The organism is Vagococcus vulneris (genome assembly GCF_003950515.1).
In the GTDB taxonomy this organism is placed as follows: Bacteria; Bacillota; Bacilli; order Lactobacillales; family Vagococcaceae; genus Vagococcus; species Vagococcus vulneris.
This window is the reverse complement of the sequence record NZ_NGJS01000017.1, coordinates 13,039-39,506: the sequence shown is the minus strand read 5'-3', so window position 1 is coordinate 39,506 and position 26,468 is coordinate 13,039. Positions and strand designations below refer to the sequence as shown.

Annotated in this window: 28 protein-coding genes; 17 read left to right on the top strand and 11 right to left on the bottom strand. The window is 35.0% G+C overall.

From position 1 onward, the window contains the following. Nucleotides 1-9 precede the first annotated feature (9 nt). Entirely contained in the window at nt 10-885 is an 876-nt protein-coding gene (locus CBF37_RS09885; RefSeq protein WP_125984592.1) for a DegV family protein, read from the top strand. Between the two features lie 49 nt (nt 886-934). Here the strand turns inward: CBF37_RS09885 and CBF37_RS09880 are convergent, their stop codons facing one another. From CBF37_RS09880 to CBF37_RS09865, 4 genes are all read right to left on the bottom strand, one after another. Next, nucleotides 935-2,557 (bottom strand): ABC-F family ATP-binding cassette domain-containing protein, encoded by a 1,623-nt coding sequence (locus CBF37_RS09880; RefSeq protein WP_125984591.1) that lies wholly within the window; start codon nt 2,555-2,557, stop codon nt 935-937. 162 nt (nt 2,558-2,719) lie between these two features. Then, nucleotides 2,720-3,706 (bottom strand): polyprenyl synthetase family protein, encoded by a 987-nt coding sequence (locus CBF37_RS09875; protein WP_125984590.1) that lies wholly within the window; start codon nt 3,704-3,706, stop codon nt 2,720-2,722. Between the two features lie 25 nt (nt 3,707-3,731). Continuing rightward, nucleotides 3,732-4,259, bottom strand: a complete 528-nt coding sequence (locus CBF37_RS09870) for a Gx transporter family protein (protein WP_125984589.1) — start codon at nt 4,257-4,259, stop codon at nt 3,732-3,734. 132 nt (nt 4,260-4,391) lie between these two features. Further along, on the bottom strand, nt 4,392-6,329 hold the full coding sequence (locus CBF37_RS09865; RefSeq protein WP_125984588.1) for an NAD(P)/FAD-dependent oxidoreductase: 1,938 nt from the start codon (nt 6,327-6,329) through the stop codon (nt 4,392-4,394). 280 nt (nt 6,330-6,609) lie between these two features. Between CBF37_RS09865 and CBF37_RS09860 the strand changes: the two genes are divergently transcribed. From CBF37_RS09860 to CBF37_RS09795, 14 genes are all read left to right on the top strand, one after another. Beyond that, nucleotides 6,610-7,179: an FMN-binding protein gene (locus CBF37_RS09860; RefSeq protein WP_125984587.1), complete on the top strand. Its 570-nt coding sequence runs from the start codon at nt 6,610-6,612 to the stop codon at nt 7,177-7,179. Nucleotides 7,180-7,294: 115 nt separating this feature from the next. Continuing rightward, nucleotides 7,295-8,377, top strand: coding sequence for an FAD:protein FMN transferase (locus tag CBF37_RS09855; RefSeq protein ID WP_125984586.1), 1,083 nt, complete (start codon nt 7,295-7,297; stop codon nt 8,375-8,377). Nucleotides 8,378-8,411: 34 nt separating this feature from the next. Beyond that, nucleotides 8,412-9,353, top strand: a complete 942-nt coding sequence (menA, locus tag CBF37_RS09850; protein WP_125984585.1) for a 1,4-dihydroxy-2-naphthoate polyprenyltransferase — start codon at nt 8,412-8,414, stop codon at nt 9,351-9,353. Between the two features lie 117 nt (nt 9,354-9,470). Beyond that, a complete protein-coding gene (locus tag CBF37_RS09845; protein ID WP_125984584.1) occupies nt 9,471-10,472 on the top strand; it encodes a LacI family DNA-binding transcriptional regulator in 1,002 nt (333 codons plus the stop codon). 126 nt (nt 10,473-10,598) lie between these two features. After that, a complete protein-coding gene (locus CBF37_RS09840; protein ID WP_125984583.1) occupies nt 10,599-11,900 on the top strand; it encodes a pyrimidine-nucleoside phosphorylase in 1,302 nt (433 codons plus the stop codon). A 310-nt stretch (nt 11,901-12,210) separates the two neighbouring features. Continuing rightward, complete coding sequence (locus CBF37_RS09835; RefSeq protein ID WP_125984582.1) at nt 12,211-12,609, top strand: cytidine deaminase; 399 nt, start codon at nt 12,211-12,213, stop codon at nt 12,607-12,609. Between the two features lie 30 nt (nt 12,610-12,639). After that, nucleotides 12,640-13,737: a BMP family lipoprotein gene (locus CBF37_RS09830; RefSeq protein WP_125984601.1), complete on the top strand. Its 1,098-nt coding sequence runs from the start codon at nt 12,640-12,642 to the stop codon at nt 13,735-13,737. A 217-nt stretch (nt 13,738-13,954) separates the two neighbouring features. Then, nucleotides 13,955-15,520: an ABC transporter ATP-binding protein gene (locus CBF37_RS09825; protein WP_125984581.1), complete on the top strand. Its 1,566-nt coding sequence runs from the start codon at nt 13,955-13,957 to the stop codon at nt 15,518-15,520. Continuing rightward, nucleotides 15,513-16,613, top strand: coding sequence for an ABC transporter permease (locus CBF37_RS09820; RefSeq protein ID WP_165866692.1), 1,101 nt, complete (start codon nt 15,513-15,515; stop codon nt 16,611-16,613). The genes CBF37_RS09825 and CBF37_RS09820 overlap by 8 nt, the downstream gene beginning before the upstream one ends. Continuing rightward, nucleotides 16,610-17,563, top strand: a complete 954-nt coding sequence (locus CBF37_RS09815; RefSeq protein WP_125984579.1) for an ABC transporter permease — start codon at nt 16,610-16,612, stop codon at nt 17,561-17,563. Before CBF37_RS09820 ends, CBF37_RS09815 begins: the two co-directional genes overlap by 4 nt. 68 nt (nt 17,564-17,631) lie before the next feature. Next, nucleotides 17,632-18,804, top strand: coding sequence for a phosphopentomutase (gene deoB, locus CBF37_RS09810; protein WP_125984578.1), 1,173 nt, complete (start codon nt 17,632-17,634; stop codon nt 18,802-18,804). Between the two features lie 14 nt (nt 18,805-18,818). After that, a complete protein-coding gene (locus CBF37_RS09805) occupies nt 18,819-19,634 on the top strand; it encodes a purine-nucleoside phosphorylase (RefSeq protein WP_125984577.1) in 816 nt (271 codons plus the stop codon). A gap of 24 nt (nt 19,635-19,658) precedes the next feature. Further along, entirely contained in the window at nt 19,659-20,369 is a 711-nt protein-coding gene (gene deoD, locus CBF37_RS09800) for a purine-nucleoside phosphorylase (protein WP_125984576.1), read from the top strand. A gap of 97 nt (nt 20,370-20,466) precedes the next feature. Beyond that, nucleotides 20,467-20,739 carry a hypothetical protein gene (locus CBF37_RS09795; protein WP_125984575.1) on the top strand — a complete coding sequence of 91 codons (273 nt, stop codon included), beginning with the start codon at nt 20,467-20,469 and terminating at the stop codon, nt 20,737-20,739. A gap of 19 nt (nt 20,740-20,758) precedes the next feature. Here CBF37_RS09795 and CBF37_RS09790 read toward each other — a convergent pair whose 3' ends face one another. The 5 genes from CBF37_RS09790 to CBF37_RS09770 all read right to left on the bottom strand — a co-directional run bounded on the left by CBF37_RS09790 (nt 20,759) and on the right by CBF37_RS09770 (nt 24,064). Then, the gene (locus CBF37_RS09790; protein ID WP_125984574.1) at nt 20,759-20,983 is read right to left on the bottom strand and encodes a helix-turn-helix domain-containing protein; all 225 of its coding nucleotides are present in this window, start codon (nt 20,981-20,983) and stop codon (nt 20,759-20,761) included. Nucleotides 20,984-20,997: 14 nt separating this feature from the next. Further along, nucleotides 20,998-21,465, bottom strand: coding sequence for a DUF2975 domain-containing protein (locus CBF37_RS09785; protein WP_165866691.1), 468 nt, complete (start codon nt 21,463-21,465; stop codon nt 20,998-21,000). A gap of 78 nt (nt 21,466-21,543) precedes the next feature. Continuing rightward, nucleotides 21,544-21,765 (bottom strand): DUF3955 domain-containing protein, encoded by a 222-nt coding sequence (locus tag CBF37_RS09780; protein ID WP_125984572.1) that lies wholly within the window; start codon nt 21,763-21,765, stop codon nt 21,544-21,546. A 104-nt stretch (nt 21,766-21,869) separates the two neighbouring features. Further along, complete coding sequence (locus CBF37_RS09775) at nt 21,870-23,378, bottom strand: sensor histidine kinase (protein ID WP_125984571.1); 1,509 nt, start codon at nt 23,376-23,378, stop codon at nt 21,870-21,872. Then, nucleotides 23,375-24,064: a response regulator transcription factor gene (locus CBF37_RS09770; protein ID WP_125984570.1), complete on the bottom strand. Its 690-nt coding sequence runs from the start codon at nt 24,062-24,064 to the stop codon at nt 23,375-23,377. Before CBF37_RS09770 ends, CBF37_RS09775 begins: the two co-directional genes overlap by 4 nt. A gap of 92 nt (nt 24,065-24,156) precedes the next feature. On the opposite strand from CBF37_RS09770, the gene CBF37_RS09765 reads away from it, so the two are divergent. Continuing rightward, nucleotides 24,157-24,417, top strand: a complete 261-nt coding sequence (locus CBF37_RS09765) for a hypothetical protein (protein WP_125984569.1) — start codon at nt 24,157-24,159, stop codon at nt 24,415-24,417. A 120-nt stretch (nt 24,418-24,537) separates the two neighbouring features. Beyond that, nucleotides 24,538-24,975 carry a hypothetical protein gene (locus CBF37_RS09760; RefSeq protein WP_125984568.1) on the top strand — a complete coding sequence of 146 codons (438 nt, stop codon included), beginning with the start codon at nt 24,538-24,540 and terminating at the stop codon, nt 24,973-24,975. A 15-nt stretch (nt 24,976-24,990) separates the two neighbouring features. Here the strand turns inward: CBF37_RS09760 and CBF37_RS09755 are convergent, their stop codons facing one another. Further along, on the bottom strand, nt 24,991-25,551 hold the full coding sequence (locus tag CBF37_RS09755; RefSeq protein WP_125984567.1) for a DNA-3-methyladenine glycosylase I: 561 nt from the start codon (nt 25,549-25,551) through the stop codon (nt 24,991-24,993). Between the two features lie 68 nt (nt 25,552-25,619). Continuing rightward, nucleotides 25,620-26,468 carry a hypothetical protein gene (locus tag CBF37_RS09750; protein WP_125984566.1) on the bottom strand — a complete coding sequence of 283 codons (849 nt, stop codon included), beginning with the start codon at nt 26,466-26,468 and terminating at the stop codon, nt 25,620-25,622.

Sequence of the window (26,468 nt, the reverse complement as noted above, 5' to 3'; positions counted from 1 at the left end):
GTGTTTGACATGACAGACAAATTTGATTTATTGTTAGATTCATGCTGTGATTTACCTTATAAAAGATTAGCAGAAAGTAATGTCCAACTAGTTAGTATGATTATTAATATAGATGGTGAAGAATATATTGATGATTTAGGCAAAACATTTGATAATCAAAAATTTATGACAGACTTAAAAAACGGCGCAATGTCATCAACTTCGCAAATTAATTTGGGAACATATTTAGAATTATTTAAACCATACATAAATAGTGAACAGCCATTATTATATCTTGCATTTTCTTCTGGTTTGAGTGGTTCTTATCAAAATGCAGTTACAGCGGTAAATATGTTGAAAGAAGAGCATGAAAATGTCAATGTAACCGTAGTTAATTCAAAAGCAGCTTGTTTAGGTGAAGGGTTGCTGGCAAATCATTTAATTAATTTAAAAAATGAAGGAAAAACGCTCGATGATACGATTTTTTGGTTGAACGATCATATCGATTATCTGCATTCGTGGGTAACGGTGACTGATTTAAGTCATTTAGAGCGTGGTGGTCGTATTTCAAAGGTCTCTGCAACGTTAGGTAGTCTCATCCAAATCAAGCCGATTATTGTGATGAATTTAGAGGGGCAATTAATCAATGTTGGTAAGATTCGTGGTCGTAAGCACTCATTAAAAGAGTTAGTAGTTAAGACATCTGAAACGATTCAAAATAGTTCTGAGCAAGTCCTTTACGTTGCTTATGCCGGTGATTTAGAGGCAGCTGAGATAGTGAAAGAGTTATTATTACAATCGATTGATATTGCAGGTGTGGAGTTGTATCCAATGGGTCCAACTATTTCAAGCCACACAGGTTATGGAGCTATAGCGGTTTTTTCCTTTGGAGAAAAGAGAAAATAAAATAAAAAAAGAGATTAGAAAATTAATTTATCTAATCTCTTTTTTTATTTTATTTATACAACTCTTTTAATTGTTCTTTGACAGTTGTGTTTTCTAAGAATTCATCGTAAGTTGTTTCTGCACGATCCACAACGCCTTTATCAGAGACAGCAACAATCCGATTAGCAATAGTTTGAATAAATTGATGGTCATGAGAAGTGAAGAGGATAGATCCGTTAAAGGCAATTAGTCCATCATTCAATGCAGTAATTGATTCTAAATCTAAATGATTTGTCGGATCATCAAGTACTAAAACATTTGACTTAGACAACATTAATTTAGATAACATACAACGAACTTTTTCCCCCCCAGATAAGACATTAATTGGTTTTAATACTTCATCTCCTGAGAATAACATCCGTCCTAAGAAGCTGCGTAAAAACGTGTTGTCATCTTCTTCTTTTGAAGCATATTGCCGCAGCCAATCCAAGATTGGGGTGTCCGTAGAGAATTCTTCAGATGTATCTTTTGGTAAGTAAGCTTGTGAAGTGGTCACACCCCAACGAACACTGCCGGTATCGGGTTCCATGTCTCCCATAATAATTTTAAAGAGAGTCGTTGTAGTGATATCGTCTTTGGCAATGAAAGCTACTTTATCATCTTTATTTAACGTAAAGGAAACATTGTCTAATATTTTTTTACCATCGACAGTTTTAGATAAATTTTCCACCTGTAATAAGTCATTACCAATTTCACGCTCTGCTTTGAACCCGACAAACGGATAACGACGTGATGAAGGTTGGATATCATCTAACTCAATTTTATCCAGCATTTTTTTACGTGATGTTGCTTGTTTTGACTTAGAAGCATTGGCACTGAACCGTGCAATAAACTCTTTTAGTTCTTTGACTTTTTCTTCTTTTTTAGCGTTTTGATCAGCTTGTAATTTCGCAGCTAATTGACTGGACTCTAACCAGAAATCATAGTTACCAACATATAGCTGAATTTTTCCAAAGTCTAAGTCAGCCATGTGTGTACAGACTTTATTTAAGAAATGACGGTCATGGGATACAATAATTACTGTGTTGTCAAAATTAATTAAGAACTCTTCTAACCATGCGATTGATTCGATATCCAAACCGTTAGTTGGTTCATCCAAAAGCAAAACATCTGGTTTTCCAAAAAGAGCTTGGGCAAGTAAGACTTTAACCTTTTGTCCAGCAGTTAATTCAGCCATTTTTAATGTATGCAGTTCTTCTGGAATATTTAGTCCTTGTAGTAAACTAGCAGCTTCAGGTTCAGCCTCCCAGCCGTCTAATTCAGCAAATTCGCCTTCTAATTCAGCAGCTTTGATTCCATCTTCATCTGAAAAATCTTCTTTCAAATAAATAGCATTTTTTTCTTTCATAACTTCATAAAGACGCTTGTGTCCCATAAAAACTGTATCTAAAACTGTCTCATCTTCATAATCAAAATGGTTTTGTTTTAGTGTTGCTAATCGTTCATCAGGTCCCAATGTAACGCTTCCGGTAGTCGGTTCGATTTCGCCGGATAAAATTTTTAAAAATGTTGATTTACCTGCACCGTTTGCTCCGATTAATCCGTAGCAATTTTCAGGAGTAAATTTAATATTTACGTCATCAAATAGTTTACGGTCAGGAAATTGTAAACTCACATTTGTTACTGTAATCATGTATAATTTACCTCACTTTATTTTTTCTCATGTAATCATAGTATCTTCCCGATTATATCTAGGTTATCAGGGGAATGCAAGTAGGTTGATATTAATTTATTGTTTGCTCAATAGTTATAACTTAAAAACCATTCTCTTAGTGTTAGAGAATGGTTTTTAAGTTTAGACTTGACGATTTAAAATGGTTCGCGTTAAATCGTAGATTGTTTGTTTTGTTTTTAGTTTTGTTTCGGGTAACGCTTGAATCGCACTAAGTGCTTGATTAGTATACAGTTCAGCTAGCTCATAAGCTTTTTGGATACCATTGTGTGTCACGACTAAATCAAGAATTGCTTGCGTATCATCATTAGTCATCAAGTCTTTTTTTTGTAAAATGGGTTTAAATGCGTCTGGATTTTCTTTAATCGCACAGATTAGAGGCAAACTATAGACACCTTGTTTAACGTCTTCTAGGACAGGCTTACCAATAAAAAGCTGACTTTGTGAATAGTCAAGAATATCGTCAATAATTTGAAAAGTAATACCAATATCTTTGCCAATATTACGGCATTTTTCGGCCAGTTTCAATGAACCACCATTTTCGTAACAACCGAGAAAACAGCTTAAAGCAAAAAGTTCAGCCGTTTTCCCAGAAATATTTTTAATGTAGTCATCAATTGAAACATCTAAATCATATCTAGAATTCATTTGACCTAATTCCCCAAGTAATACACGCTCCATACTGGTGGAATTTAATTGGATACTTTTAAGCGATTCAGAATAGTTAGCTAGTAGTTTGAAACAGACAATAAATAGGTAATCCCCCGCATAAACCGCGACATCCCGATCAAATTTTGTTTGCAAGGTATTTACACCGCGCCGTGTATCAGCCTCATCAATGACGTCATCATGAACCAACGTAGCTGTATGTAGTGTTTCCATTGCAGCAGCTAAAGCAACGCTTTTTTTTATGTCTTTTTTCTTTCCAAATTCAGAAAAAAGTAACAAGTAAGCTGGACGCAGCAGTTTTCCGCCAGCTTGAATCACATCAAGAATTGATTGTTCGACCTCTTTATTTGGTAAATTAATTGAATCAGACATCAAAGTCATCGTGGCTGATAATTCTTTTTTTAAACTTGGGTAATTGTCCCACATTGGATGAATTTGCATCGTTCGACTCCTTTAGTATCAGTGTCTAGTTATATAGTGTTTTAAATTCTTTGATTGTTTTAACATGCTCCATAATATAGTTTGTAGCGATACCAATAGCGATACCGGCCAAGATTCCAATCCACGATAGGATAGGTAGATACATCATAACGGTCCATGATTGTGCAATCCAACTAGCAACAAGTAGTTGGCCGATATTATGCAGAAAACCGCCTAAGGCACTAATACCGATAGTGCTGATACGTTTTGGTCCTAGCTGTTTGACTGTCAGCATCCCAAAATAACTTAGTAAAGCGCCAGCTGCACTATACATTAAAGTAGAAACAGTACCACCAAGTAAAGTGGTTAGAAACAAGCGCATGATGACTAAAAGAAAACTATCTCTCATCGGAAGCGTGAAGAGAGCAATAACGGTAATCAGATTAGCTAATCCTAATTTTGCTCCAGGGGCAATTGCGAAGGGGAAAGGAATCATATTCTCAAGCAGACCTAAAACGACACCCTGAGCGACAAGTAGCGCAATATAGATTAAACGCTTATTTTTATTTTTCATTATGATTCTCCTAACATAGTGAGAATACTATCATTTGTTAGTGAAAGCAATAAAAAAGATACAATATAAAATAAAGTTCTAGAAGTGCTGACTTCTAGAACTTTATTAAAAATCAGTTATTCAACTGATAGATTAATGACCGTATCTGGCTTTAATATCGCCATACCACCATTTGCCAAGTGTACGTTGGATCCAAGGAATTACCCATTTGTCTAATCCAAATGCACGACCAGATCCGTTCATTAAGGCAAAGGCAACGAATAAGAACCAGATGTTAACCCAGTAGAACATGCCAGATAAACAGAACATGAAGACTAAAACGATTGTTGCTGCATTAGCCAGCCACGTAAACAGACCAACAATGATCGCTAGTGCGATACAAATTTCTACAATAGTCATGAATTTTTGCATGAATAGAGCAACTTCTTGATTAGGCATCATAAATTTCATAATAGAGGCAAACCAATCAGGCATTGATTTAAAGACAGTCATTGGTGTTTCACCATAAGCATAACTCAAACCAAATGTAGGGTCAGGCACTGCAGCGGTTGCGGCTTCAACTACTGCACCAGATGCACCAGATGTTGCTTCTGCAGCCCCGGATGCACCAGATGTTGCTTCAGCTGTCTGTTGCAGCCATGGGAATGGGAAAACAACGGTATCAGTAAACCATGAACCTTCACCAAACCAAGTTCCAGGTTTTAAGACACTGCCGTTACCAACAACTTTTTTCATTGACTCAACTAACCAGACAGATCCGTAGAAAATTCTTAACGGTACAGACCATAGGACATTACTGTTACGAGATGTATGTCCTCGGAAAATATTACGCTCATCTTTAATACGGAAGAACTCATGCATAATATATTCAAACATATAATAACCAGAACGAACGTCAAAGAAGTAACGTAGGTTAATGATGTGTTTCATTAACATTGCAAAGAAACCGCTCATATGGATTTTATTAAAGACACAGGCAACTGCATATTTTGAACCGATAGAAACCATAAATCCATCATATTTACCTTTAAAGGCTTCTTTTTCTCCACCAGCAACATCAGCAATGATATTCTTAGCTGCACAATGACCAGTCTGTTCAGCAGCTTGCACAATTTGTGGTGTAGGGCGATTTTCTTTATCAGCTTCTTCAAAATAAACTAAGTCACCGACAACATAAATATTTTTATCTTCAAAGCCTTTAGCCTGCATGTATTCGTTAGCTATTAAGCGATTGGCACGAGCTTTTTCCATACCGAATTCTTCAGCATCGCTGTTTGCTTTGACACCAGCAGTCCAAATTAGTGTGTTTGTAGCAATTTCTTCACCGGATTTCAATTTAATATGATTTTCGGCAACCTCTACAATCGGTGTGTCTTTTAAAATTTGAACTTTTTTCTTCACTAAGTATTTCTCAGCTTTAGCTGCATCGTTACGGTCAAGCATATTAAGAATAGTTGGTGCTGCTTCAACAACTAATAAATTAATTTCATCAGGAGAAATTTTGTTATCTGCTGCTAAACGGTCTTTCCAATCAATTAATTCACCGACCATTTCAATACCGGTAAATCCAGAACCACAGACTACGAAAGTAAGCATTGCTTTGCGTTTGTCAGCATCTGGCTCTAAAGCAGCAATAGCCACTGTACGTTCGATATGGTGACGTAATTTAATAGCGTCTTCCATTGACCATAAAGTAAAACCATTTTCTTTAACACCAGGTGTACCGAAGTCATTTGGTTCACCACCCATACCCAATACAAGGTAGTCAAATGAGAAAGATCCGCCACGTGTTGTTACTACTTTTTTATCTTTATCTACATTAACAACTTCATCAGTGATAACGCTAACGTTTTTACGTTTGCAAAATAGACGCTGTAAGTCATATTGAATTGCTTCTGGTTCAACACGTCCTCCGGCGACTTCATGTAGTTCAGTCATCATTGTTTGATAGGAATGACGGTCAATTAATGTAATATGTACATCTTGTTTTTTTAACTTTTTCGACAGCATTTTGGTTGCTGCCACACCGGAATAACCAGCACCGACAACAACTATTTCTGTTTTTGTCATTTTCGTTCCTCCTTGATTAATAAAAATATAGCAATAATATAAATAATAATAATGATTACGTGAAAAAAAATACACAATCGTTATTATTATATAAGCTGATAATAGAAATGTCTATCACAAAATGATGAAAATGTTATATTTAAAGATAAAAATAAGTTTTATTAAAAAATTGTGAAAAAATTAATTAATTGTTTGCTTTTTAAAATATAATATAATACAATTCTACTTGTAAACGTTTTTAACATTAAATAACTTATAAATAAAAAAGGTGGTAAATAAAATGAAGATGAAAAAAATTATATCAAGCGTGACATTATTAGCATTATCTACTCTAGTTCTTGCAGCTTGTGGCGGTGATAAAAAGGATGATACAAAAACTGCTAAAGATTCGTCAGCTTCATCATCATCTGTAGTTAAAACAGAAACATCTAAATCATCAACATCATCAGAAACCAAAACTGATGCTAAAGCAGACTTAAAAGATGGTGAATATACACTAGAAGAAAAAAATGAAAGTAATGGTTATCGTACTGTTTTCACAATTGTTGTTAAAGACGGAAAAATTTCAGAGTCTAAATACGATAATATAAATAAAGACGGCGAATCAAAAACTGCAGATACAAAATATAATAAAATGATGAAGGATAAATCTGGTACATCTCCAGACATCTTTATTCCAGAATTAAATAAAGCGTTAGTTGAAGCACAAGACCCTGAAGTTGTCGACACTGTATCAGGTGCAACGTCATCATCAGAAACATTCAAAGATTACGCTAAACAATTAGTTGAAGCAGCTAAAAAAGGCGACACAGCTAAAATTGAAATTGATAATAAAGTTGAGAAAAAATAGTTTAACTACCATTTGAATAAATCATCTAGCGACGAGTTTTTATTGACTTGTCGCTATTTCTATTAATAAAATGATGCTATAGTTAATGTTAATTAAAAAAGATAGGAATGAAACAATGAAAAAAACAAAATCATATGTGAAGTGGCTACTACCTTTGGTGTTGCTGATTGTTATAACGGCTTGTGGAAAAAAAGAGGAATCAAAACCAAAGTATATGGTTGAACCATATAAAGAACAGCAGTTTTTGATGGGAACTTATGTAAATGTACAGATTTTTGATGAAGGAAAAAAAGATGTTATTCCAAAAGTTTATGATCGAATTAAAGAGCTGGATAAAAAAATTACCGTCAATAAACCAGGATCAGAGGTTGATAAAATTAATAAAGAAGCAGGAATTAAGCCTGTAAAAGTCTCTGATGATGTATATGATTTAATCAAAGATGCTATTAAGTACAGTAAGGAATCTAAAGGTGGTTTTGATTTAACAATCGGACCGATTACACAATTATGGCATATCGGATTTGATGATGCCCGAAAACCTGAACAAACAGAAATTGATCGTGAATTAAAATTCGTTGATTACCATAAAGTAATTTTAGATGATAAAGCTAAAACGGTCTATCTTGAAGAAAAAGGAATGGAGCTTGACTTGGGCGCGATTGCTAAGGGATATATTACAGATGAAGCGGTTGACGTGCTGAAAGAGAACGATGTAACAAGTGCTATTGTTGATTTAGGCGGCAATGTTTATGTTTTAGGAGACAGTCCACGAGGAAAAACGGGCGACTGGCGTGTGGGGATTCAAGATCCTAATGAAGCACGGAATACAGTAGTCGGTTCTGTAACTGAAAAAAACAAATCTATTGTTACGTCAGGTATTTACGAGCGTAATCTAGAAGTGGATGGGAAATTGTATCATCATTTGTTTAATGGAAAAACAGGCTATCCCTTTGATAATGAGATTGCAGGTGTCACAATTATTTCAGAAACGTCAATCGCAGGTGATGGATTATCAACCGCAGTTTTTTCGATGGGTGTGAAAGAAGGACTGAATTTCGTTGAGAATCGAAAAGATATTGAAGCTATTTTCGTAACAAAAAATGATGATATTTATTTAAGCAGTGGAATTCAAGATAATTTTAAATTTAATGAAGAGTCTCATTATAAAGTTAAAAAAAGCAGTGAATTAAAGCAGTGAATTAAAGTAGTTAATTGAAGGAGGTTAGGTTGTTGTGACAATAAAGGTTTTTTTAGAACTGGTTGAGATCCGTACCAAATTGGCCAGTCTCTTTCCTTATGCAGTTGGCTTATTATTTTCATGGTATTATTTTGAGCAGGTTAATCTTGAAAATATGGTATTATTTTTTGCAGCGATGCTGTCTTTTGATATGGCGACTACAGCCATTAATAATTTAATGGATTATAAAAAGGCACATGATAATGAGTATCAAACGGCAACAAACATAGTCGGGTCAGCTAACTTAGATGTGAGACATGTATCAAAATTAATTTATGGAATGATTGCATTTTCTAGTTTAATTGGTTTGATTTTGACTTATCGGACAAGTTTGCTGCTACTGGCAATGGGCGGTTTGTGTTTTTTAATTGGTATTTTCTATACTTTTGGGCCCATTCCACTATCCAGAATGCCGTTAGGTGAAGTTTTCAGTGGAGTGACAATGGGGTTTGGTATTTTCTTTATTACAATCTATTTAAACATTGCTCATTTAGATATTCTAGTTTTAGAATTACAATCAGGCTATTTCGGAATTTATGGTAATATTGTTCAGCTGGTGGTAGTTCTTTGGGCATCCTTACCACTGATCTTTACAATAGCTAATATAATGCTGGCTAATAATTTATGTGATATGGATCAAGATATTAAGAACCATCGGTATACACTGCCGTTTTATATTGGCAGACAAAATGGTATTCGTTTATTTAATATTTTGATTTATGGCTGTTATGTGACGGTGTTTATAGGTATTTTCTTTGGTATTTATCATTGGGCAATGTTGGTTGTTTTTTTAACGCTACCGAAGATTAGAAAAAATACCCAAAGTTTTACAAAAAAACAAATAAAATCGCAGACATTTAGTGTGTCAATTAAAAATTTAGTTATATTCAATGGTGCACAAATTTTGGGATTAATCCTTAGTATTATTTTAAAATAAATGAAACATACGAGTAGCTCAGTTAAGATATGCTCGTATGTTTTTTTGAGAAAACGTTGTCATAAATATTGGTTGTTTGGTATGATACGGTTATAAAAAGAATAAGGGGGATAGGGAATGAAAATGACAATTAAAGATATTGCGAACATCGCTGGTGTTTCGACAACTACAGTATCTCAAATCTTAAATAATAAAGGTCAGCGCTTTAGCGAAGAAACACGAAAAAATGTATTAAAAATTGTTAAAGATAATGACTATACACCAGACTACTTTGCTAAAAATATGGTTCAAAAAGAATCAAAAACAATTGGGATGATTGTACCTGATGTAACAGATTTATTCTTTTCTAAAGTGATTGAAGGCGTTGAATCTTATCTAAATGAGAAAGACTATATGATTTTACTGTGTAATTCAAAACATTCAGGAGTATTAGAAAAAAAATATATAAAAAAACTTCAAAATCGATCGGTAGCAGGGATTATTTTGGCAAGTCCTAATGCGATTGAATTAGAAAAAAATATGAATCGATGTCCTTATATGCTGATTGATAGAGGATTAAATACTAGAAAACACGGTAACATTTTGGTTGATGAATACGGAGGATATTATGATGTTGTTCAGTATTTGGTAGATTTGGGTCACAAGAAGATTGGTATTTTAACGAACGAAACGGGTTATTATGAAATGACTGACCGTTACCAAGCTTATTATGACTGTTTAATTGCTAATGGATTGGACTATGATAGTAAATACATAGAAGATGGTCCGGTTTCTATTCAAGGCGGTTACGAGGCAGCTTCCCGTTTGTTAGAGAGGGAACATGTTACGGCGTTATGCTGTGGAAATGATCAAATGGCTATTGGAGCATATCGAGCAGCGTTTGAAAAAGGCTTATCTATTCCTGATGATTTATCAATTATTGGTTTTGATAATTTAGAAATCACAGAATTTTTAAATCCACCGTTGACAACAGTGGAACAGCCGGCATTCGATATTGGTTATATTGCGGCTAAAAATTTATTTCAATCAATAAATTTTGGTGAAAAAAATATTCCAAATGTAAATTTTAAAACGAGTCTAGTTATTAGAAATAGTACAAAAAACATTGACAAAAAGTAAAGAAGAGTGGTATATTCTAAATGTAAGCGCTATATCTAATGTTTTACTATTTTGTAAATCGTTTTACTCGTTTTTGGTAAAGCGCTTTACTGTATGTGATTAAAGATGATGGAGGGTTAGTGCAAGATGAGAATTGTTGATATAATTCAAAGAAAACGTGATAAAGAAGTTCTAACTAAAGAAGAAATAAACTTTTTGATTGATGGGTATACTGATGGAACAATTCCAGATTATCAAATGAGTGCTTTCTTGATGGCTGTATTTTTTAATGATATGACAGATGAAGAAATAACTTACTTAACAATGGCAATGAGTCAGTCAGGTGATACGATTGATTTGTCAGCAATTGAAGGAATAAAAGTAGATAAACATTCAACAGGCGGTGTTGGAGATACGACGACACTTATTCTAGCACCGTTAGTGGCTTCAGTGGGTGCGGCAGTTGCAAAAATGAGCGGACGAGGATTAGGTCACACAGGTGGAACAATTGATAAACTAGAGGCTATTCCAGGATTTCAAGTGGAAATTCCTAATGAACAATTTATTAAATTAGTTAATAAAAGCTATGTCGCTGTAACAGGTCAATCGGGTGATTTGGCGCCGGCTGATAAAAAAATCTATGCCTTACGCGATGTCACGGCAACAGTTGATTCTATTCCCTTAATAGCCAGTTCAATCATGGGTAAAAAAATTGCTTCAGGTGCTGATGCGATTGTACTAGATGTCACTACTGGTGACGGAGCATTTATGAAAAACTTGGCAGATGCTGAGCGATTGGCACACACAATGGTTCGTATCGGAAAATTAGCTAATCGTCAAACAATGGCTATTATTTCAGACATGTCGCAGCCTTTAGGGAATGCTATCGGAAATGCAAATGAAATTAAAGAAGCTATTGATGCTTTGAATGGAAATGGACCTGTAGATTTAATGGAAATGGTTTATGTACTAGGTAGTCAGATGGTTGTCTTAGCTAAAAAAGCAGATACACTGGATGCAGCTCGTCAAATGTTGGAAGAAAGCATAAATTCAGGTAAAGCCTTGGATAAATTTAAAGAAATGATTAGAAACCAAGGTGGGGATGATTCAGTTGTTGACCACCCTGAGAAATTACCACAACCACAATACATCATTGAATTGCCAGCGAAGGAAACAGGTGTTGTATCGAAAATTGTGGCTGATCAGGTTGGTGTTGCTGCAATGCTTTTAGGTGCTGGTCGACGTACGAAAGAAGAACCGATAGATTATGCAGTAGGACTTTATTTAAACAAAAAGGTTGGCGACTCAGTTAAAGAAGGTGAGTCATTAGTAACTATTCAGTCAAATCGTGAAGATGTTGAAGATGTTAAAGATGTTCTATATCGTAATATTTCAATTTCTGACCAAGGAGAAGAACCTAAGTTAATTCACAAAATAATAACCGAATGATAAATAACATTATTTAAAAATAGTTTGTATTTAATTAGAATGATTGATTAAACATTATAAACGTAGTATCTTAGTTATGTGAGGTTTTTTTAGCACAATAAAAGTTGAAATTACTTAATTTTTGCTAAAAAAATTTAAATTACTAAACGTAATAATGTTAGCGTTTGAAGGGCTTTCTATGGTAAAAAATAAAATAATTGTGATTATTTATCACTAATCAGCAGTAAAACATAGTAAAATGGCTATGGATTATTTATTTATCTTGGCCTTTAATAGCATTAGTGAGTGAAAATGAATCGAGGTTAATATTATGGATCATCTAAAAGAGAAACTGATAGAATCTGCTAGAAAAATGATGCAATCTGCATATGTTCCTTACTCTAAATTTCCTGTAGGAGCAGCGTTATTAACAGAAGGTAACCAGATCTATGCCGGATGCAATATTGAAAATGCCTCTTTTGGATTAACTAATTGTGCTGAAAGGACAGCTATTTTTAAAGCTGTTTCTGAGGGACACAAAGAATTTAAGCACTTAGTTGTTATTGGCCAAACGGATGAACCGATTTCGCCTTGCGGTGCTTGTCGGCAAGTGCTTGTAGAATTTTGCAAACCGGACATGCCGGTGACATTATGTAATCTGAATGGCGATTTAAAGGAGACGACCATTCAGGAATTATTACCATACTCCTTTACTAACATTGAGCATTAAAAATAAAAAATATATTGGAGGATTTTGATGATGAAAAAATCAACAAAATTAGGCGTTACACTATTAACAACAGGTCTTATTGTTGGACTTGCAGCTTGTGGCAGCGGCGCTAAAGATGCTAAAAAAGATGGCGGTTCAGATAAAAAGGGAGACAAAGATCATAGTGTAGCAATCGTTACCGATGTCGGTGGTGTCGATGATAAATCATTTAATCAATCAGCTTGGGAAGGATTACAAGCATGGGGCAAAGAGCATGATTTATCTAAAGGTGTTGATGGATATGACTATATTCAATCAAACGACGCTTCTGAGTATACAACGAATATCGATCAAGCTGTGTCAAGTGGTTTCAAAACAATCTTTGGGATTGGCTACTTATTGAAAGATTCAATCACATCAGCAGCTGAACAAAATCCAGAAACAAACTTTGGTATTATTGATGATGTTATCGAAGGAAAAGACAATGTTGTTTCAGCGACATTTAAAGATAATGAAGCGGCATACTTAGCTGGTATTGCGGCAGCATACACAACAAAAACTGATAAAGTTGGATTTATTGGTGGAGAAGAAGGAGCCGTAATCGACCGTTTTGAGGCTGGTTTTGTTAAAGGTGTGGCTGACGGTGCTAAGGAATTGAAAAAAGAAGTTAAAGTTGATGTGAAATATGCAGCATCATTTGGTGATCCTGCTAAAGGTAAAGCATTAGCTGCTAAAATGTATCAAGACGATGCTGATATTATCTATCATGCTTCAGGCGGTACTGGACCTGGGATCTTCCAAGAAGCTAAAAGTATCAATGAAAAACGTACTGAAGCTGACAAGGTTTGGGTAATTGGTGTTGATAGAGATCAAGATGAAGATGGTAAATATAAAGATAAAGATGGTAAAGAATCTAACTTTACATTAACATCTACAATTAAAGGTGTGGGTGCAGCTGTTCAAGATATCTCTACTCGTGCTTTAGACAACAAATTCCCTGGTGGCGAGCACTTATCATATGGATTAAAAGATGGTGGTGTTGAGTTAGTCGATGGTCATTTAGATACAAAAGCATTAGACGCTGTCAAGGCAGCTCGTGATCGCGTGATTAAAGGTGATGTAAAAGTTCCTGAAGCTCCTGAAAAATAATAATTAAGACTTGTACTTTTAAAACTTCATGGGAGGCATGAATCCCTTAAATGGATTAATTGCTTTTCCATGAAGTTTTTATTTTTAGGTTTTAAAGGAAGTGTGAACTTCTGACAATTATGTCAATTATTTTTGTTTCCTTCAATATCTAAAAGATCTAAAAGAATTGGATCGACTATGCAACTGAAGCATTTATTTTAAAAAAGGATGTGAAACCATGAGTCAAGAGAATTATGTCATCGAAATGCGTAATATTACAAAACAATTTGGTGATTTTAAGGCTAACGATAACATTAATTTGCAGATTAAAAAAGGTGAGATTCATGCATTATTAGGTGAAAATGGTGCAGGAAAATCAACATTAATGAATGTGCTGTCAGGTCTGCTACAACCGACAAGCGGTCAAATTTATATGGATGGTAAACCGGTTAACTTCTCAGGACCTACAGACGCTAGCAAGCGCGGAATCGGTATGGTACATCAGCATTTTATGTTGGTTGATGCTTTTACGGTTACAGAGAATATTATTTTGGGTGATGAACCGACTGAAAAGGGTAAATTAGATAAAGCAACAGCAGCGAAAGAAATTGCACGCATCTCAAAGCAGTATGGAATGGAGGTTGTTCCTAGCTCCTTAATCCGTGATATTTCTGTTGGTATGCAACAGCGTGTCGAGATTTTAAAAACATTATATCGCGGGGCAAATATTTTAATTTTTGATGAACCGACAGCAGTGTTAACACCTCAGGAAATTGATGAATTGATTTCCACAATGAAAGAACTTGTTAAAGAAGGAAAATCAATTATTATTATTACGCATAAATTGGATGAAATTAAAAAAGTTGCTGATCGTTGCACAGTTATTCGCCGTGGTAAAAGTATTGAAACGGTTGATGTTAAAGATGTGTCTTCACAAGAGATGGCAGATTTAATGGTGGGTCGATCAGTATCATTTAAAACAGCGAAAAAAGAAGCTGATCCAAAAGAAGCTATCTTATCAATTAAAGATTTGTATGTTAAAGAAAGCCGCGGATTAGATGCGGTTAAAGGATTGTCTTTAGACGTTCGTGCGGGTGAAGTAGTTGGAATTGCCGGTATTGATGGAAATGGTCAAACAGAATTAATTCAAGCAATTACGGGTTTGAAGAAGGTAGAAAAAGGATCTGTCACTATTCTAAATAAAGATGTGACTAATCAACGTCCACGTCAAATCACTGAAACTGGTATTGGACATGTTCCGGAAGACCGCCATAAATTTGGTTTAGTTTTAGAAATGACGTTAGCAGATAACATTGCTTTACAGAGTTATTATCATCCACCATTTAGTAAGAGTGGTGTGTTAAATCAAAAATATATTAATGATTACGCACGTAAATTAATAGAAGAATACGACGTAAGAACTACTGGTGAAATGGCACTTGCTGGATCATTATCAGGTGGTAATCAACAAAAAGCAATTATTGCTCGTGAAATGGATCGTGATCCAGATCTATTGATTGTTTCACAACCCACACGTGGACTTGATGTCGGTGCGATTGAATATATCCACAAACGCTTAATTGAACATCGTGATAAAGGTAAAGCCGTATTAGTAGTTAGTTTTGAATTAGAAGAAATACTTAATGTTTCTGATCGTATTGCAGTTATTCATGCGGGTGAAATTGTCGGTATTGTTGATCCAAAAGAAACATCTGAAAAAGAACTTGGTTTATTAATGGCTGGATACTCACTGGAAGAAGCGAGAAAAGAATTGAACGTGAAAGTAGGTGAGCCTCATGAGTAATCTGAAATTTAATAAACTGAATAGGATACTGGTTCCGTTATTTTCTATTCTTATGGGCTTTATCTTAGGTGCAATTATTATGGTTGTTTTCGGTTATAATCCTATATTGGGTTACCAAGCTATGTTTGAAACAGCCTTTCGTTCACCAAAAAGTATAGGTGAAATTTTTGTAATGGCTGGTCCGCTAATCTTTACAGCCTTAGGTTTTGCCGTGGCTAATTCTGCTGGATTCTTTAATATTGGTTTGTCTGGGCAGGCATTGGCTGGCTGGGTAGCAAGTGTTTGGGTCGGTTTGGTGATGCACGATTCACCACGTTTCATTACAATAATTACGGCTGTAGTGGTCGGTGTTGTTGCTGGAGCAATTGCTGCTGCAATTCCAGGGTTTTTACGTGCTTATTTTGGTACCAGTGAAGTTATCGTTACCATTATGATGAATTATATTTTGCTGCATATTAGTACACATATTGTTAATAATGTTATCGCAAAACAATATATTTCAACTAAAGGTACAACTAAAATGGTTGGAGCCAATGCATCGCTTAGAACAGAATTTTTGAATCAAATCAGTAACGGCTCTCGTTTAAACATGGGAATTATTTTTGCTATTATTGCTTTAGTCGTTGTTTGGTTTTTAATGAAGAAAACAACATTAGGTTTTGAAATTACCTCTGTTGGGTTAAACCCATTTGCTTCTGAGTATGCTGGGATGAGCAGCAAACGTATTATCGTTTTATCTATGGTCATCTCTGGTGCTTTGGCTGGACTTGGTGGTGTTGTTTACGGATTAGGAACTTTTGGAAACTTCTTCGTTCAAGGTGGGTCATTAAGTATTGGGTTTGACGGTATGGCCGTATCATTATTAGGCGGAGGTTCATCTATCGGAATTCTGTTATCCGCTCTATTATTCAGTATTTTAAAACTCGGCGGTCAAGGTATGCCGATGATTGCAGGTGTACCAACAGAGTTAGTAGATGTTGTTATTGCAGCGATTATCTTCTTCATTGGTATTAGTTACTTAATTAAATTTATCTTGAAGAAAATTGAAACAAAGAAATCAGAAAAAGTTGCTAAAGGAGGTCAAGCATCATGAGTTTAGAAACAATTGCCTCAATCATTACTCAGACATTGGTGTATTCGACACCTCTTGTTTTAACGGCATTAGGTGGTACATTCTCTGAACGTGGTGGCGTTGTTAACGTTGGTTTGGAAGGTATCATGGTAATGGGTGCATTTAGTTCAATTGTCTTTAACTTAAGTTTTGCTTCAACCTTTGGTGCTTGGACACCGTGGCTTGCTTGTCTAGTCGGTGGTCTGGTAGGTATGCTGTTTTCACTATTACATGCGGTGGCTACGATTAATTTACGAGCAGATCACATCATCAGTGGTACGGTAATTAACTTAATGGCGCCAGCCTTAAGTATTTTCTTAGTAAAAATTATTTATAGCAAAGGTCAAACAGACCAAGTAACTGAAACCTTTGGTTATACAAGTATTCCAGTATTAAGTAAAATTCCAGTGATTGGACCATTGCTATTTGCAAATACGACAGCACCAGCATTTGTTGCTATTTTTATAGCAATTATTTCTTGGTTCGTTCTTTATAAAACGCGTTTTGGCTTACGCTTGCGTGCAGTTGGTGAAAATCCCCAAGCGGCTGATACATTAGGTATTAATGTTTACGGTATGAAATATGCTGGTGTATTATTATCAGGTTTCTTAGGTGGTATGGGTGGCGCAGTATTTGCTCAATCTATTTCTGGCCGTTTTGCAGTGACTACTATTTCGGGTCAAGGTTTTATCTCAATGGCCGCTATGATCTTTGGTAAATGGAATCCGATTGGTGCAATGGGAGCAGCAATGTTCTTTGGTTTTGCTCAAAACTTAAGTATTGCTGGCGACGGCTTGCCGATTATTTCAAGTATTCCAAAAGTCTACATGGAAATCGCGCCATACTTCTTAACAATTTTAGTTTTAGTTTTATTCATTGGTAAATCAACTGGTCCTAAAGCTAATGGTAAAACATATATTAAATCTAAATAAATTTAGCGATAACACCCTCATTTTTGAGGGTGTTTAATCAAATAAATATCATGAGAGAAGGCAATAGTATGTTTAAGAGAGTTCATTTAATCGTTTTAGATTCTGTTGGTATTGGAGAAGCACCAGATGCTGAAAAATTTGGCGATGTTGGCAGCCATACATTAGGTCATATCGCTGAAAAAGTCGGCTTAGATGTACCAAATATGGAAAATCTTGGATTAGGAACGATTGAACATTTAAAAGGTGTTAAAGCAGTTGAAGATCACAAAGGTTATGCAACTAAATTAGAAGAAATTTCTGTGGGTAAAGATACTATGACTGGTCACTGGGAAATTATGGGACTAGATATTAAAACACCATTCCGTGTTTTTCCTGAAGGATTCCCACAAGATTTGTTAGATAAAATTACTGAATTTTCTGGCCGTGGTATTATCATGGCAGCCAATAAACCTTACAGTGGTACAAAAGTTATCGAAGACTTTGGTGCCGAACAAATGGAAACCGGCGATTTGATTATCTATACTTCAGCTGACCCTGTTCTACAAATTGCAGCACACCAAGATGTCATTCCTTTAGAAGAGTTATATAAAATTTGTGAATACACTCGTGAAATTACCAAAGATGATCCATATATGATTGGCCGTATCATTGCACGTCCTTATGTTGGTGAGCCAGGCAACTTTACACGAACAGCTAACCGTCATGACTATGCGTTAGATCCGTTTGATGAAACAGTGTTAGATGCATTAAAAGACAACGGTAAAGATGTGATTGCTGTTGGTAAAATTAATGATATTTTTAACGGCCAAGGTGTGACTGAAGCCATTCGTACAAAATCCAATATGGATGGTGTTGACCAATTACTTAAAGTGATGGGACAAGATTTTACAGGATTAAGTTTCACTAACTTAGTTGATTTTGATGCTTTATTCGGACACCGCCGTGATACAGAAGGTTATGGTAAAGCACTTGAAGAATTTGATGGTCGCTTGCCTGAAATCTATCATGCCATGGCTGAAGATGATTTATTATTAATTACGGCTGACCACGGTAACGACCCAACTTTCCCTGGAACGGATCACACAAGAGAATATGTACCGTTATTAGCATATAGTAAAAAAATGACTGGTCACGGTTCATTGCCTCAAGGTCATTATTCTGATATTGCCGCAACAATTGCTGAAAACTTTGATGTACCAGCAACTGAAAATGGTGAAAGTTTCTTAAAATATTTAAAATAAGGAGTTACATTAAAATGTCATTCATGGAAAAATTAACAGAGACAACACAATTTATTCAATCTCAAGGTGTTAAAGATGTTGAGTTTGGTTTAATTTTAGGTTCAGGATTAGGCGAATTGGCAGATGAAATTACTGACCGTGTCGTGATTCCTTATGAATCTATTCCACACTTCCCAGTATCAACAGTTGTTGGTCATGCGGGTCAATTGGTTTACGGAAAATTAGCTGGTAAAAATGTATTAGCAATGCAAGGTCGTTTCCACTACTATGAAGGTCACTCAATGCAGACTGTTACTTTCCCAGTTCGTGTGATGAAATCCCTTGGTGCTGAATCCATGGTCGTAACCAACGCTGCAGGCGGTGTGAACACATCATTTTCACCTGGTGATTTAATGCTGATCACTGATCAAATCAACTATACAGGTGACAATCCTTTAATCGGTTTAAATGATGATGAATTAGGACCTCGTTTCCCTGATATGTCACAACCATATGATAAAGAATACGGAAAAATCGCGAAAGACGTTGCAGATGAATTAAAAGTCACCCTTCAAAAAGGTGTTTACATGGGGTTCTCTGGTCCAACTTATGAAACACCGGCTGAAGTCAGAATGGCTCGTCTAATGGGTGCCGATGCAGTTGGTATGTCAACAGTTCCAGAAGTGATCGTTGCCAACCATATGTCAATGCGAGTGTTAGGTATTACATGTGTCACTAATTTAGCTGCAGGTATGCAATCTAATTTAAACCACGAAGAAGTTGTGGAAACAACTGAACGTGTTAAAGCACACTTCAAAGAACTAATTAAATTAACACTAGAAAGAATCTAATTTATTTCAAAGGAGCTTATTTTAATGAGTGTACATATTGAAGCAAAACAAGGAGAAATAGCTGATAAAATTTTACTTCCAGGCGATCCGCTACGAGCAAAATATATTGCTGAGAAATTTTTAGATAATCCTGTTTGTTATAATAATGTTCGCGGAATGTTAGGTTATACGGGAACATATAAAGGTCATCGTGTATCGGTTCAAGGAACTGGTATGGGTATGCCGTCAGCGGCTATTTATGTGACCGAATTAATTCGTGAATATGGTGTAAAGAAATTAATGCGTGTAGGGACTTGTGGTGCGCTGCATAAAGATGTCCATGTTCGTGATTTGATTTTAGCACAAGCAGCAGCAACAAATTCAGCAATTATCCGTCAAAGTTTTCCAACTTTTGATTTTCCACAAATCGCTAATTTCGGGATGCTACGGACTGCTTACGATACTGCAGAAGAACATGGCTTTAATATTCATGTTGGGAATGTTTTATCAAGCGATACTTTTTATGCGGACGATATCTCAGGCACAATTAAATTAGCTGAACATGGTGTGTTAGGTGTTGAAATGGAAGCAGCAGTCATTTATTACTTAGCTGCAAAATATGGAGTTAAATCATTAGCTTTAATGACTGTCAGTGATCATATTATTACTGGTGAAGAGACGACCGCTGAGGAGCGTCAAACGACCTTTGATGAAATGATGATAGTCGGCTTAGAAACAATTATCAAAGAAGATTAAATTAAAAACTGGTTCTTGCTGTTAATTAGCAAGAACCAGTTTTTTTGTGTTATGATTTGATAGATAAGAGATGAAAGTTATAAGGTTGGTGGATAAAGTGTTTAATCTAGTATTATTATTTTTAGCGATTGCTGTTTTATCAGTTATTATGTGGTGGTTAGGCTATTATCGTCAAAGGATTGCGGGCATCGTCTATGCGGCTGTAACAGAAGGGACCTTTGTCTATCTGCTGATTAATTACACACAGCAAATTGATAAAGGACAAAAGATTTTTATTGGACTTTGTTTAGTCGGTTGGTTGATTTTTCTAATTGATTTATGGCGGAAGGGTAAAAAAGAATATTTTACGAAACAGAAAAACACTGATTAATCTGGGGATTTACCTAGTATTAGTCAGTGTTCTTATTAATTTCAGGTATGTATTCTAAAATATCTCCAGGTTGACAATCTAAAGCTTCGCAAATTTTTTCAAGGGTTGAAAATTTAACTGCTTTAGCTTTGCCGTTTTTTAAAATAGAAATGTTAGCCATAGTAATGCCAACATGGTTGGCTAAGTCAGTGACACTCATTTTTCGTTTAGCCAACATAACATCAATGTTTACTTGGATAGCCACATTATTTCCTCCTGTTATATAGTTAGGTCGTTGTCTTGTTGCAGTTGTTCAGCCGCATCAAATAAATAAAATAAAAGGGCTGCAATAATTGCAATAATTATGCCGATAAAGAAAAATAATCCTGATAAAATTAAGAAAGGTAAGTTTATTTTAAAGAAAATAATACCGCAAGTTAGAGAAAAAGCATAAAAAATACTTTCACCAATTCCCGCATAGGCGATTATTTTTAGTCGTTTTTTGGTTTCAGCTGTGAATAGCCTTTCTTGCTTGAAATCGGTACTTAATCGCCACAGACTGAAAAGAATATAGTAAACAGGAATGGCCGTAATCCAAAAGAACAGTTGCAACCAAGTATTGTATTTTTGAATATTAAAGAAACTAGATAACTCTGGGGATACAAATAGTAAAAAGGCTAAGCCTAAACAAGCGGTCAGTATAATTAAAGTTTGGAATAAATTGCTCAATGTATTTAATTTCATCATGAGTGTCATATCTCCTTAGAGGTATTCTTTTATCTATTATAATCGATATTAATGCTGAGAAAAACCTATAATCAAAGATTATAGGTTTTTTCTTGTCATTTTTCTAATGAAACTAATGGCACCAAGGATAATGCCTAAACAAACTAGCAAGGCACCTACAGGCAACATAAAGAAGTAGGGTTCATGTAATATTCCATTACTGTCAATGGTTGATGGCATTTGTGAACTTACTAAGTAAACTACAATACCAAGGATTAGAGATGTTAGTGATGCTATTGTTATAGGTGATATTTTTTTCATAGTTATTGCCAACTTTCTTTCTATATTTTTTCATACCTCTAATATAGCATATTGAATATTGTTAAGCAATATTTTTTTATCGTAAAACAATAATTTTATATCCTTTAAGAATATAAAGGTAAAGTAATTAATACACTGAATTTTTGATTTTCGCTTAAAATATTAATGCTGCCATGATGTCTTTCTACAATTTGTTTTGCAATCGCCAGGCCTAATCCATGTCCGGAGATATCAGGATTATTGCCACGTTTAAAGTGATGAAAGAGTTGCTCAGCCTCTTTTTGTGATAGAGTGTGTTCAACTAAGTTAGTGATGGTCAATTGAAAGTATTGCTGATTATGGCCGATAGTAATCTCTGTTTGTGATCCAATCAGACTATATTTTAAGCTATTACTTAATAAAATTTTCAGCAGTTGGGTAAGTCTCATATAATCACCCAAGACGGCGAAATCAGATGATTGAGGGCGTATGTAAGTGACATTTAAATATCGCTCAGCATTGTTAAAGAGTGGTCGATAGCTACGCAAGCTATCACTGATAACGGCAGAAATATCAATAATCTCTTGATTAATTGTAAATTCTGATGATTGAAGCCGACTTAATTCTAGTAAATCATTTAACAAGATAGTCAACTGTTGTGATTCTAATAGTAAGGAGTGAACTTGCTGTTGATTGGTTGTAGAAAGATCAGACTGTTCAGATAGTGTTTCTAAAGTATTTTTGATGATCATGACAGGTGTTCGTAACTCGTGTGAGATTTGAGAAAGGAATTGTTTTTGACTAGCCTCACGATTATCTTGTTCTTGCTTAGCTTGTGCTAGACGTTGTGTCAATCTATTCAATTTATCAGCTAATAAGTTTAATTCATCCTCTGTTGAAATAATCAAAGTGCCAGCATAATCTTCTTTAATTAGTTGTTCAGTGTAATCGGCCATGTGATAGATTGGTTTGACAAAGCGTTTTGCTGTTAAAGTTGCCAAAATAATAGTTAATAGCAGAGCAACTAGAAAACTGTTTATCAGACTGACAAAATCACCTGAGTGCAAATTAGATTTGATGATTGGTGCTTGCTCAAGCACGATAACACCAAATATTTGCTGATGGTTATCGATTAGTGGTATCGCTAATTGCTGTTTGCCGGTTTGTAAGAGAGAGTTATTTTTTTTCTCCACATTATTCTTAGTTACAGTGGCTTCTTTCAGTATGGGATTAAGTTGTTTCGGTAGATTAGAAAATGTTTCAATTTTCTGATGTCGCATCATCATCTGTGAATTGTCAAATAACGCTTTCCCAGTATCATCAACAATCCAAACTGAAGTGGTTGTTAATTGATTCATAAAAGATACTAGTGTTTGATAATTATAAGCTGTCATGTGGCCCCAACCGTTGCTTTGCTGATGTCTCATTTGTCGTCCAGCTTGTATATCGCTTTGATTATAATCCTCGATTAATTTATCTGCCAGCATCTGTCCTTGTTCAGTCATTTGTTTGAATTGAATTGTGGCAGTCTGCCGATTATAAATAATAAAGAAAGTAATCAATGAAATCAGAGAAAAAGTAATCAAGATAAAAGAAAAACTTGCAGTTAAACGGTAAACAATCTTTTTTTTCATAGTCTGGTAACCTCAAATAAATAGCCTTTTCCCCAAATCGTTTTTATTGCCCAATTATATGTCTGCTTGTCGGACTGCTTTAGTTTTTCGCGCAATCGTTTAATATGACTGTCAACCGTTCGAAAATCGCCGAAATAATCCATTCCCCAAACAGCATCTAAAAGTTGATCTCGAGAAAACAGCTGATTAGGGTGGGTAATAAATAAATAAAGCAAGTCGAATTCTTTTTGTGTTAAATGAATTGGTAAAGTATTTAAATATACTTGATGTGCGGAGTAATTCATGTTTAAGTTTTTTAGTATCAGTTTTTTATCTGCAGAATTGGTGAATTCGACACGTCTCATAATTGCATGTATTCTTGCTAACATTTCTTTGTTAGAGAATGGCTTAACAATATAGTCATCTGCACCGACGTCCAAGCCTAATATTTTATCATGGTCTTCACTTTTAGCAGTAATCATGATAATGGGAATCATTGAAGTTTGCCGAATCGTTTGGCAGACGGTAAATCCATCGATACCTGGAAGCATAATATCTAAGAGAATTAAATCAATCACTTGTGATTTCCATAAACCTAACCCCGATTCACCTGATTCAGCTTCAAGAACAAGATAACCTTGTTGTTTTAAATAATCGGCTAATAATTTACGTAAAGTTGAGTTGTCTTCAATAATTAGAATAGTCATGTTTATTCTCCTTATCTTCTTTTTTGTCATAATTCTGCCACATTTTTATTTTATACTTACTATACATTAAAGATAACATAGGAGGGATGATAATGAAGAAGAAATTAGTAATAATTGGTGGTTTGGCTTTATTTAGTGGTATCGGCATAACTACAGTTCACGCAACAACAAGTATTTCTGATGTCGAGACATCGGTACAAAAGAGCGGTACGATGATGTCTGAAAATGGCTATCGGCAAGATAGATGTGTTGAACGTCGAGAACATCATATGAATAAAAAAAACCATCGGAGATGCGGCTCGGAGCGAGGTTATAGACAACACATGACTGAATCAACTGAGGCTGTTCGCTAGTAGTGTTCAGAAAAAGAAACCTGTTAATTGTAAAATACAATTAACAGGTTATTTTTATAGTATAATAAATTTGAGATAAGTGATAATGAAAGTTTGTATCATAGGAGGGAGCGATATCGAATGATAAAATGGTTAAAGTTAGGCGTGACGGTAATGGGGATGGTACTTTTATTATCGGCATGTAGTCAATTAAGAGGTAAGGAAGAGACAGATGTATCGAGTACAACAAGTAGTTCAATCATTCATCCTGCTGTTAGTGAACAAACAGCTGTGCTGAGCGGTATTATTGAACAAGCTGCTGTTACTGATGAGACAGGAGTGACAACCTTTTTAGTTCAAGACATAAAGAATATTACGCATGGGGCTGAGATTCAACAGATATTAAACGCTGATGGTGTAGTGCTGATTGTTCAACAAGGGGTGTTGGATAAAGCCAATTTATCAGGAGAACAGCTTAAAAAAGGGAAAAAAGTTTCTTTTTCAGTAGAAAAAAAAGCAGCAATGACCAAGTCCTTGCCGCCTCAAATAAATATTCTCTCGTTAGAGGAAAAAGAATAATAATGCCAGTCATTATTATTCTTTTTCTCTGATGAAGCATGTGTCTAAATGGTCATCAATAATACCTGTAGCTTGCAGATAAGCATAGACAGTGGTGCTGCCTAAAAATTTAAAACCACGCTTTTTCAAGTCTTTGCTGATTTCATCAGAAAGGTCAGTCCGGCTTGGGACTTCAGTGATTGATTGCCAATGATTAATGATGGGCTGATTGTTCACAAATCCCCATAGATAGGAATCGAATGAACTAAACTCTCTTTGAACTATCATAAATGCTTGTGCATTAGTAATGGCAGATTTTATCTTCAGTTTATGTCGGATAACACCTGGATTATTAAGTAAACGTGTAACATCTTGTTCGTTGTAGTCTGAAATTTTTTGATAATCCCAATGACTATAAGCTTTAGTCAATGTTTCTCTTTTCTTTAAAATAGTTGACCAGCTTAGGCCTGCCTGCATACTTTCCAGTATTAGATATTCAAATAGAATAGTGTCATCATGAACAGGTCGACCCCATTCCGTGTCATGATAATGTTGTTCTGATAAATTATTTTCAGCCCAGTCGCAACGTGTTCCCATAAAGATACCCCTCCTTCAAAAATAAATTTATAAGAAAAGCCACTATCGGATGATTAGTGACTTTGATATCAGCTCTTTATTTTTTTATTCCGCAAGCGATTGGCAGAAAGACCGCTGACGACACTGATGACTAGGAAAACCATACTGACAACAACAAAATGCATGAGCGATCCCTTTAAAAATGATGTAGTTAAATCATACAGCGGTTTAGATGTAATTGATATATGGTCGATTATGCGACTTATCAAAATAATTAAAGGGATAACACCTAAAATGAGGGCTGATCCACTGAAGACATAGGATAAGTAACGCAATAAGCGATGTATCCACGTATGTAATAAATACCAAAGCAGGATAAGTAGCAAAACAAGACAAGAAATTAAAATAATTTTAAAAATTAATGAATTTGCTTTAAACACCTGAACTTTTTGACCAAAAGCAGGTAAAAAAGGAATTTCTACGTATTCAGTGTAATTTGCATAAGCTGTATCTGCAAATTTTTGGATATTTTGTTTTTCAGTCTCGGAAATGGTACTATCACGTTTTTCAGCATAGGCTGTAACGTTAGTTGTTAAATTCTTTTTAAAGGCTTCTTTATCACCAAGGACTTGTGCACCGTTAAATGCATGCTTAATGTATGAATTAACATCAACTTTAATCTGTTCTTGACTAACAGGTGTTTGGATAACGTCTTTAGGAATTCCACTGCCCATGCCTAAATCTTGTATGTTTGTTTTAATATCTTTTGACAATTCTGAATAATAATTTGATTTTTCTGCTGAAGCAATTAAAAAATTACTAGAAAAGAGAGTATGCTCAATAATCATTACAATTGCTAAGCTGGATAATAAAACTGTACAGACAAAAGAAAGAAAGCCTAAAAGAAAATGTCGTAAAAAAGATTGCTTATTATTCAT